The organism is Streptomyces sp. ISL-12 (assembly GCF_018614415.1).
Lineage (GTDB): Bacteria > Actinomycetota > Actinomycetes > Streptomycetales > Streptomycetaceae > Streptomyces.
This window is the reverse complement of sequence record NZ_JAGGOO010000031.1, coordinates 1-8,313: the sequence shown is the minus strand read 5'-3', so window position 1 is coordinate 8,313 and position 8,313 is coordinate 1. Positions and strand designations below refer to the sequence as shown.

9 protein-coding genes are annotated in these 8,313 nt (G+C 62.6%); 4 read left to right on the top strand and 5 right to left on the bottom strand.

The annotated features are described in order from the left end of the window. Positions 1 to 33: 33 nt before the first annotated feature. From dbpB (J7I94_RS09650) to J7I94_RS09635, 4 genes are read right to left on the bottom strand one after another with little or no spacing between them, the layout of a single operon-like run. Positions 34 to 1,128: a DGQHR domain-containing protein DpdB gene (dbpB, locus tag J7I94_RS09650; protein WP_215166565.1), complete on the bottom strand. Its 1,095-nt coding sequence runs from the start codon at positions 1,126 to 1,128 to the stop codon at positions 34 to 36. A gap of 48 nt (positions 1,129 to 1,176) precedes the next feature. After that, positions 1,177 to 2,433 carry a tRNA-guanine transglycosylase DpdA gene (gene dpdA, locus J7I94_RS09645; protein ID WP_215166564.1) on the bottom strand — a complete coding sequence of 419 codons (1,257 nt, stop codon included), beginning with the start codon at positions 2,431 to 2,433 and terminating at the stop codon, positions 1,177 to 1,179. Further along, on the bottom strand, positions 2,430 to 3,572 hold the full coding sequence (gene dbpB / locus J7I94_RS09640) for a DGQHR domain-containing protein DpdB (RefSeq protein ID WP_215166563.1): 1,143 nt from the start codon (positions 3,570 to 3,572) through the stop codon (positions 2,430 to 2,432). Before dbpB (J7I94_RS09640) ends, dpdA begins: the two co-directional genes overlap by 4 nt. Continuing rightward, positions 3,569 to 4,456 (bottom strand): hypothetical protein, encoded by an 888-nt coding sequence (locus J7I94_RS09635; RefSeq protein ID WP_215166562.1) that lies wholly within the window; start codon positions 4,454 to 4,456, stop codon positions 3,569 to 3,571. The genes dbpB (J7I94_RS09640) and J7I94_RS09635 overlap by 4 nt, the downstream gene beginning before the upstream one ends. A 110-nt stretch (positions 4,457 to 4,566) precedes the next feature. On the opposite strand from J7I94_RS09635, the gene queC reads away from it, so the two are divergent. Genes queC through J7I94_RS09615 form a run of 4 tightly spaced genes read left to right on the top strand, consistent with a single transcriptional unit; the run spans position 4,567 to position 7,042 of the window. Continuing rightward, positions 4,567 to 5,277: a 7-cyano-7-deazaguanine synthase QueC gene (gene queC, locus J7I94_RS09630; protein ID WP_215166561.1), complete on the top strand. Its 711-nt coding sequence runs from the start codon at positions 4,567 to 4,569 to the stop codon at positions 5,275 to 5,277. 2 nt (positions 5,278 to 5,279) lie between these two features. After that, on the top strand, positions 5,280 to 5,915 hold the full coding sequence (queE, locus tag J7I94_RS09625; RefSeq protein ID WP_215166560.1) for a 7-carboxy-7-deazaguanine synthase: 636 nt from the start codon (positions 5,280 to 5,282) through the stop codon (positions 5,913 to 5,915). Next, positions 5,915 to 6,271, top strand: coding sequence for a 6-carboxytetrahydropterin synthase QueD (gene queD / locus J7I94_RS09620; RefSeq protein WP_215166559.1), 357 nt, complete (start codon positions 5,915 to 5,917; stop codon positions 6,269 to 6,271). Before queE ends, queD begins: the two co-directional genes overlap by 1 nt. Positions 6,272 to 6,274: 3 nt before the next feature. After that, the gene (locus J7I94_RS09615; protein WP_215166558.1) at positions 6,275 to 7,042 is read left to right on the top strand and encodes a GTP cyclohydrolase I FolE2; all 768 of its coding nucleotides are present in this window, start codon (positions 6,275 to 6,277) and stop codon (positions 7,040 to 7,042) included. 384 nt (positions 7,043 to 7,426) lie between these two features. Here the strand turns inward: J7I94_RS09615 and J7I94_RS09610 are convergent. Continuing rightward, on the bottom strand, positions 7,427 to 8,313 hold an 887-nt coding region (locus J7I94_RS09610), incomplete at its 5' end, for an amino acid permease (protein WP_215166557.1).

Here is an 8,313-nt window from a genome sequence, read left to right as displayed (position 1 = left end):
GGGGCGGCCGCCATCGGGGAGTGCCGTCGGGTACTACTTCGTGACCAGAGCCTGAAGGTGGCTGCTGAGCAGACGTACGTGGCTCATGGTGTTCTGGAGGCTGTTCCAGCCGTACTCCTGGCCATCCGAGAACTTCCAGGTGCCGGAGGTCCAGGCCACGTGGTCCTCCAGGGCTCGGAGGGTGCGCCGAACCTTGTCCCATTTAACCTTTTCGACCGGGGTGCCCGAAGTCAGCCGGTCCATGACGAAGCCCATGGCCTGGATGCCGACACCGTGGGTCAGCCTCGACTCCTTGGGAGGCTTCCCCCACGCGTCCTCGAAGATGTCTGCCACTGGCGTCCAGAAGGCCGTCAGGTGAGCCAGCATCCGCTCTTCGTCGCCCGTACCGTCGGTGGCGTTGCGGTACTGGTACAAGGCGCCTTCGTAGATGCTGTACTCCAGCATCTTCAGGACGCTGTTGTCCTTGATGTTGCCATTCGGCGACGTAGGACTGCTGATCCTGCCGCCAAAGGGTCCGTCGCTCATGTTCAGGAGGACCATGAGCCGGGCGGCGAGTTGGCGTCGCGCGTACGAACGCGGCAACTGGCCGGTGGTCTCGGGCAGTAGTTCGTACACAAGCCCCTTGGGGAGCGGCTTGGTCGAGTTGACCAGGATGAACTGCGACCGCTGCTCCTCCTGTGACGCGATGAAGCCGACGGCTGCGACTGGGAACTCTGCGAGGTCGGCGTCCCTGATGGCGGCACTGCGCTGCTGCCCGTCCACCAGCCAGGCCGGCTTCTGGTCGTCAGCAAGTGACTCATCGACTGGGATGACCAGCTCGCCGGGGACGGAGTACTTCACGTCGCTACTGCGGACGGCCGGTTCGAACGTCACCCGCTCGTCGAAGGCCAGCACCACAGCGTTGGGAAGCATCGCTCCCTCTGACTCGAGGTAGCGGCGGATCGAGCGGATGTGGCTGAGGGCCTCGGGCCGCTGGTATCCCTGCAACTGCTTCTGGCCGTCACGGCGGATACGCGATACGGAGGCGAAGTCGTGCAGTTTCTTGCCGTCGACAGCGAAGCAGTAGATCTCCTTGCTGCCTTGGAGCACCTTGAGCGCGGGAACCTTCAACACGTAGCGGTCGGCCACATCATCTCCTGTTTGAGTTACTTTGAGTGCTATGCGCGATCTGGGCGATTATGTGAGCGGCAGCTTGCGCATCTTGGCTTCGAGTACCGTCATGTTATGGAATCCGCGGCGCTTGTTTCGCTCCGTTCCACGGAAAATAACCATCTCGATCTTGTGCTGCCTGCACAGATCGCATGGGCAGCGCCGCCAGGGACGGTCAGTGAGGGTGGCCTCGTACTTCTCGACCTTCTTCAGCTTCTTCTCGTCGCCAAGAAGGGACTGGTACGCGCGCAGCGCATCCATGACTTCCTGAACTTCGACGCCGTCGTCTGCGTCGTAGCGGCGAAGCAACTTGAGGCATTCTCGTTCAGCCTTGATGGCCTCGGATTGCGAAACCACCCCCGCCAGAATCAGTCGCTTGAGTGCGAGATTTCCATCGACCTGGGGAACTCTGATCGCCATGTATGAGCGGTCGGCTGTGTGATAGTTGTTCCGCTCGTCCATGAAGGCTTGACGGAACGCCGATGTGCTGTCGAAGCTGGTGACATGGAATTTGACGAACCGTTCCATGCTATCGACGCGAGTGATTCCGAGCAGATGAAATTCAACGCCGTCCTGGCGAACGTCAGAGATTCGCTCGAGGCATGCAATGATTTCCGGCGTCTTCAGGGGGACCATGCCACCTAGCGCGATCCTCTTGTATCCCATCTCTTGAAGCCTGGAGACACTGTCCGCGTAGCTGTCCGGGCTCCATCCCTGAGCCGCACCCACTGGCTCAAGTCTCTTCTTCCCCTCCGGCATCAGCTTGTTGCGGCTCTTGACAGCCTTGATGAACTTTTCCGCCAGATCAAGTGAAATCTCGCGACGCTTAACCCATGCCGGATCGGCGTCCTCCTCGGGAAGGTCGGGCTTGTAACCAAAGATCACGTGGTCAATGCTGATTCCCGAGTCGAATCCGCATTTATAGTAGAAGTCGAGGACTTCATCAATGCTGTACGGCGGGTACTCTTGGTCAATGTAGTTGAATGCCCCGCAGTCGCCGAGGCTTCTCATCGTGTCGGGCAGCCCAAAGAAGTGGCTCACTCCGTCTCGGTAGAGTCGGTCCCGCTGTCCAGTAGTGTACTTTCCGGCGTATTTTCCGGCGCCGTTTACCGTTCCGTCTACGATGGCCTTGCTGACCAGTATCCCGTCGTACGGTGCCGGGCTCACCGCTTGATGGGCGTACAGATCATCCCTCTGTCGGACCCGATGATACGGGTATTCATCGTTGATGAAATCGTACCCAGGGCTGATTTGGTCCTGACTGTCTGGGAAATAGAACTTCACGACGCGCTCATCCTCGACTGAAGGTAGATCCGGATCAAGACGTTTGACAGAGTGCTGATATGGCGGGGTGTATTTTGCAAGTCGTTCCAAGGGATGTTGAGTTCTGGCCAGCGCCCCTTGGTCCAGTGACAGTGAGGCTTGACCAGTTCCAGTTCTGCCATGGCCTTGTCGTAGGCGTCTTTCGACCCGACTTCTGCACTCAACAGCACACGGTCCATTATCCGGTCCATGAGGCGCCCCATTGACCTAATTCCGACGCCATGCATGAGGCGACTCTTTGCCGGCGAGAGCCCCCAAGCCTCTGGGAAGGTGTCCCTGACGGCAGTCCAGTAGACGACAAGAATATCTCTCATCGCTGCGGTGTCGGTGGTGCCGTTAGAAAGGTTCTTGTATGGGAAGAGCACCCCGGAAGGAGCGAGTGACTCTTCGATCGCGGAGATGAGGCTGTTGTCCTTGACGACGGCTTCTGACTTTCTATCGCCGGTCGTCGAAGCCTGCTTGATGAGCCCTCTAAACGGTGAGTCGCTGTCCTGGTTCAGCGCATTGACAAGGGTGGACGGAAGTTTCCGAGCGGACAGCCTGGTGGGGAGCTTGGTGTTGACCTCAGGCAGGAGTTCTGCCACCAGGTTGGTGGGAAGCGGCGACACGGTATTGACCCGGAGGAACTGGTCGCGTTGGACCTCGAGGTCTTCAGCGACGAACCCCGCAACGGTGACGGGAAGCTTCGACTTTTTCGTGCGTGCAAGAGCGAGGCTTCGCTGTTGCCCATCCACGATCAGAGCGGGGCGGGGTGCTTCGTCGGAGGCCGGCAGCGGAATCTCGATAGTCCCGATTGTTGCCAGCCCGTCTGTGCTATTGGGCCCTCGGCTTCCCTTGAAGCGGACCGAGGAGGGGAGAGCGAGGATGAGACCGTTAGGGAACAGGACGTCCTCGCCGTCCAGGTAATCAAGAATCTGCTTGACGTGCTGCTTCTTCTCAGGGCGCTGGTAGCCGAGCAGCTTGCCCGCCTCGTCACGGGAGATTCGGGCGACGTCAGCCACACGATCTACCTCTCCGGCTTCGAGGGCGAAGAGGTAGAGGGGGATGCTGGGGTTCTGCTCGATGCGCAGGGCTCTGCGCCGGATGAGGTTCTCTGTCACTGCTTCCCCATGGTCTTGATGTACAGGGTGGCGAACCGGCTCTGTTCACAGGCCTGACCCCCGTCTCGAAGCAGACGAAGGAGTCGCGTCCGCGAGATGCCGGGATGGGACGAGGTCTGCTTTCGGATGAAGGCGATCACCTGCTCGTCGGTCATCGGTCGGCGGTTGTGTTGCTCAGGCCTCGACTCAGTAGCGGCCCACTTGTTCCAGGAGTCGCTGGTGGCCGTTGAGGTGAGTTGACCGTCCTGGCAGTGCTGGAGCCACGACGCGGCCATGCGTACATTCAGGCTCGTCAGCGTTCCGCCCAAGCTGCGCCTCAACCCTGCATCGGCGGGGACTCTTTGGATGCCGGCGACTTCCACTCCGCCGAAGAGGAGTGCCTCGCTGGCGACGTCGGCCAGGGCGCGGAGTTCCGCTTCCATGGCTTTTGCGTAGGTTTCGGAGAGGACCAAGAGGATAGGGCTGGCTTTGCCGAGTTCCTGCAGCGTTGCCCGGCCGGTTCCTTCTTGGAGTTGACTCCACCACAGGGCGCCGTCTTCTGCGGTGGTGGCTACCGAGTCGGCATGTCGGGTGCTGAAGGTTGCCGCGTAGGAGGGGGCGGAGGCAGATACCGGCTGAAGGCCGAGGCCGGCGGAGGCCACCCAGAGGTCGGCCTTGAATCCGGCCTGAGCAGTCGCTTCGGTGAGCCGACGCGCCTGGGTCCAATGGTCGCCGCGGTAGAGCTCGGCGAGCGAGTGGGTGTGAGCGGCACTGTTAATGCGCTCGCTCCAGAGCGTGGCGCGCTCCTTCACGGGTCCTGCGGGAAGCTGCCTCGCCTGCAGTTCGGTCTCCGGCACAGCCGCCTTGCGGTCCGTGCATGTGACGACCAGCGTTAGTTGCTTCACGCAGCCCCTACTCCCCGACGAGTATAACTAGAAGTTTGTTGCCGTTACTCTACCTGCCAGTTTTCACGCTAGTGTTCAACCGTACACGTGAGATCTAACTAGGAGCAGGCATGGCGGAGCGTCCCGCGATCGTTCTACTGAGTGGCGGGCTGGACTCGACGACTGTCCTGGCGATCGCCAAGGACCAGGGCTACACGCCGTACGCGCTGAGCTTCCGCTACGGCCAGCGGCACAGTGTGGAGCTTGAGGCCGCGAAGCGCGTGGCCGCGGCCCAGGGGGCTGCGCGTCACGTGATCGCGGACATCGACCTGCGAGTTTTCGGTGGCTCGGCCCTCACGTCGGACATCGAGGTTCCGAAGCACGAGTCCCTGGATGTCGCTGACGACAAGGGCATCGACAGCAGCGTGCCCATCACCTACGTTCCGGCACGCAACACGATCTTCCTGTCCTTCGCGCTGGCCTTCGCGGAGACGGTCGGGGCGAGTGACATCTTCACGGGCGTGACGGCGGTCGACTACAGCGGCTACCCGGACTGCCGGCCTGAGTACATGGAGGCGTACGAGCAGATGGCGAACCTGGCCACTCGCGCCGGGGTCGAGGGCACGCAGAAGCTCAAGCTGCACTCCCCGCTCATCTCCATGTCGAAGGCCGACATCGTCCGTGAAGGCCTGCGCCTTGGCGTGGACTACTCCCTGACGTCCTCGTGCTACGACCCGGACGAGCAGGGGTGGGCCTGCGGGCACTGCGAGACCTGTCTGCTCCGTCTCAAGGGTTTCGCCGAGGCTGGCGTCACCGACCCTGTGCAGTACCAGGGCGCGTGAGAATGACCTACCTGGTCAAGGAGATCTTCTACACCCTGCAAGGCGAAGGGAGCCACGCGGGCCGTCCGGCCGTCTTCTGCCGCTTCTCCCGGTGCAACCTGTGGACGGGCCTGGAGAAGGATCGCCACCGTGCGATCTGCCAGTTCTGCGACACAGATTTCGTCGGAACCGACGGAGAAGGTGGCGGTAAGTTTCGGAGCCCGGACGACCTCGCTCAGGCAGTCGAGAACGCTTGGCCGTTGTCCTCCAGAGAGCACCGCTTCGTGGTGTGCACGGGCGGCGAGCCGCTCCTGCAACTCGACGGAGCAGCGATCGACGCGCTGCATGCCCGCGGCTTCGAGGTGGCAGTCGAGACGAACGGCACCCGTGTACCGCCCAAGGGCATCGACTGGATCTGCGTCAGCCCCAAGATCGGCTCCGAGGTGGTCGTCACCCGCGGGGACGAACTGAAGTTGGTGTACCCCCAGTTGGGTGGAGACCCTCGCCAGTTCGAGCACCTGGATTTTCGGCACTTCAGGCTCCAGCCCATGGACGGCCCGGACGCCGAAGCCAACACCAGGGCGACCGTTGAGTACTGCATGAAGAACCCGCGCTGGACCCTCTCTCTCCAGACGCACAAGTATCTGGGAATTCAGTAATGGAAATCTTTCGCGAGTTCACCTTCGAAGCTGCACATCGCCTGCCCAACGTGCCCGAGGGTCACAAGTGCGCCCGTCTGCACGGTCACTCCTATAAGGTCATTGTCCACGTCGAGGCTCCGGTCGACCCTGGGACCGGCTGGGTCATGGACTTCGGCGACCTCAAGAAGGTCTTCAAGCCTCTCGAAGCACGGCTCGACCACTACTACCTCAACGACATCGAGGGCCTGGAGAACCCGACTAGCGAGGTCCTCGCTCGCTGGATCTGGGAGCGGCTGCAGCCGACCCTGCCTGCACTCTCGGCCCTCACCGTCCGCGAGACGTGCACGTCTGGCTGCACCTATCGGGGCGAGTGAGCGATGCACGATATTCAGAACGAGACAGACTCTCGCGGCATCGAGCTCGACGATGTCGGCATCAGCGGTCTGCGGTATCCCCTGTACTTCGAGGACGGTCACCTCCGCCAGGAGGGCATTGCCGAGATCGAGGTGACCGTGCGGCTCCAGCATGACCGCCGTGGCACTCACATGAGCCGCATGGTGGCTCTCGTCCACGAACATCTGCGCCGGTTCGATCCGCGGAAGCTGCCGTACGTCCTGAAAGTCGGGGCGGATCTTCTTGATGCGCCGGCGCTCGCGGTGTCCGTTGCCGTCCCATTGAGCACGACTGTGATCGCGCCTGCGAGCGGTGCCGAGTCGTGCCAGGTTCACGACGTCCGGTTTGACGGCCGCTGGGATGGCGGAGACACGACGTTGATCACATCGGTGACCACCGAGGTCACGAGCCTGTGCCCGTGTTCGAAAGCGATCTCTGACTACGGTGCCCACAACCAGCGCAGTCGTGTCACCCTGTCCGTGACAGGGCATGGCGACACGCCCTATCCGTTTGGGGTGCAGGAGGCCGTACGGCTTCTCGAACGGTGTGCGTCCGCTCCTATCGTGCCCTTGGTAAAGCGTCCGGATGAACGTGTGCTGACGATGCAGGCGTACGACCACCCTGTATTCGTGGAGGATATGGCGCGGGAGGTCAGCCACGTCTGCCGCGAGCGGGGTCTTCGTCACTCGGTGAAGGTCCGCAACCTAGAAAGCATCCATAGCCACGACGCCATCGCATACGTCGCTGGCTGAGCCCCGCACCCGATCCAGGGGCATGCCGTACGGTCTGCTCCGGTCGGCTTCCCTCGACGGAACCGTGAATAATGTGGCTGACCTGCACCTTCGCGTGCTGGCCGCAGGGGTAAGTCCAGCCAACGGTCCGTGTCGCAACAGGGCGGTGCCCCGGCAGATCCAGGATGAGGGGTGCCACGAGGGTGAGCCGGGGGTGGCATGACCTCGAACGTTTGCCGCGCCCGTGAGCCGGAGCCCGGTCCCAGTTAAGGTCAGTCGTTCGTGATCAGATGGCTGAGCGTCGCGGTGTGCGTCCACTGGGGAGCTGTCTTGGTGTCCACATGCTGCGCACAAACGGCTCGCATGAGCAGACCGCGACGCTGCGGCCGGGCTGCCGGACGGAGCCTATAGGCGGTGGGGCTCCTGTCCACGAGCTTCTCGACTGAAGCCCGAACTGCGAGAGTGCGCCGGGTTGAGGAACCACTTACGAGCGGAGGCCAGCCACCAGGCGCCGCAGAAGGCCACGACGACGCCAACTGCGACGGGCGCGTAGTTGAAGGTGCGCGCGGTGATCGGGGACGTCTGCGGCAGCATGAACAGCACAGTGATCACCAAGACCCAGGCGATGGCGATCGTGCCGACGATGGTGGACCAGGAGCCGAGGTGCCAGGGGCCGCGCTCAAACCTGTCGCCTTGGCGCAGTCGGAGGAAGGTGGGGATCACGTAGGCGATGTAGAGACCGATGGTGGCGATGGAGGTGACAGCCGCGTACGCGGTGCTGTTCCACAGGTAGGGCAGGCCGAGAGCGAAGGCTCCACCGGTGGCGAGCCAGACGGCGTTCGTGGGGGTACGAGTGGCCGGGTTGAGCTTGTGCCACGTCCTGGAGAAGGGGAGCGCGCCGTCGCGGGAGAAGGCGTAGATCATCCGGGAGTTGGCGGTCACCGAGGCCATGCCGCAGAAGAGCTGGGCGACGATGATGACCAGCAGCAGCCACTTGCCGGCCGCCGCGCCGAGGGCGTCCATCAGGATCTGCGCCGGTGGCACCCCCGTGGTGGACTCGAGCGCGCCCGAGTAGGAGTGGATGGCGTAGGTGAAGCCGAACAGCAGGACGAAGCCGGCGGCGAGTGAGACGAGGATCGAGCGGACGATGCCCTTGGGACCGGCGGTGGAGGCGTCGATGGTCTCCTCGGTCATGTGGGCGGAGGCGTCGTAGCCGGTGAACGTGTACTGGGCCATGAGCAGTCCGATGAGCACCACGTAGACGCTCGACGCGGAACCTGTCAAAGCGATCG